At 73.9% G+C, this 575-nt stretch carries 1 protein-coding gene; it reads left to right on the top strand.

Annotation, left to right across the window (positions count from 1 at the left end):
* Positions 1-404: IS110 family transposase (locus ABFY07_RS42860; protein WP_346179634.1), on the top strand; the 404-nt coding region annotated here is incomplete at its 5' end.
* Positions 405-575: the final 171 nt, after the last annotated feature.

Raw genomic sequence — 575 nt, 5'->3', positions numbered from 1 at the left:
CCCTGGCCGAGGCCGGTGAAGCCGTGGTCGAGGTGGGCGCCGCCAAGCGCGCCCGCGGCGCCAAGAACGATCACCTCGACGCCGTGCGCGCCGCCCGAACGGCGCTGGCCCGTGAATTTCAAACCCTGCCTCGAGCCAGGGGGCTCCGCGAAGCGCTGCGGATGGTCCTGGCCACCCGGGCCGCCGTGCTGGTCAGCCGGACCAAAGCGATCAACGAGCTGAAGAGCCTGATCATCGTCGCCCCCGAGCATCTGCGCGCCCAACTGCGCGGCCTGTCACTAGCGCGCCAGCCCGGTCGGATCGAGGCTCTGCAGACACCGCCTGGCGCCGAGGTCGAGCATCGGGAACTCCTGTTCGCCGGGTCGCCGGACCCGCGGTCCGGGCGCGGACGGGCCGGACCCTGACACCGGGTCCTCCGTGGGATCTCCGCAGCATGACCCGGCTGCGTCGGCGGCCGGTTACGGCGGCGTGACGGCTCGGCGCGAGGTTGCCCGGGCCGCCCGGAGCTCAGCGTGGCGACCGCCGGCGGCGACCAGCTCCGCGTGGGTCCGCGATCCGGTCCGTGTCGAGCACCA

It is taken from the genome of Streptomyces sparsogenes subsp. cuspidosporus (assembly GCF_039532705.1).
GTDB lineage: Bacteria > Actinomycetota > Actinomycetes > Streptomycetales > Streptomycetaceae > Streptomyces > Streptomyces sparsogenes.
Note: the sequence above shows the minus strand (reverse complement) of the source record. Positions and strands in the feature narration are given on the sequence as shown.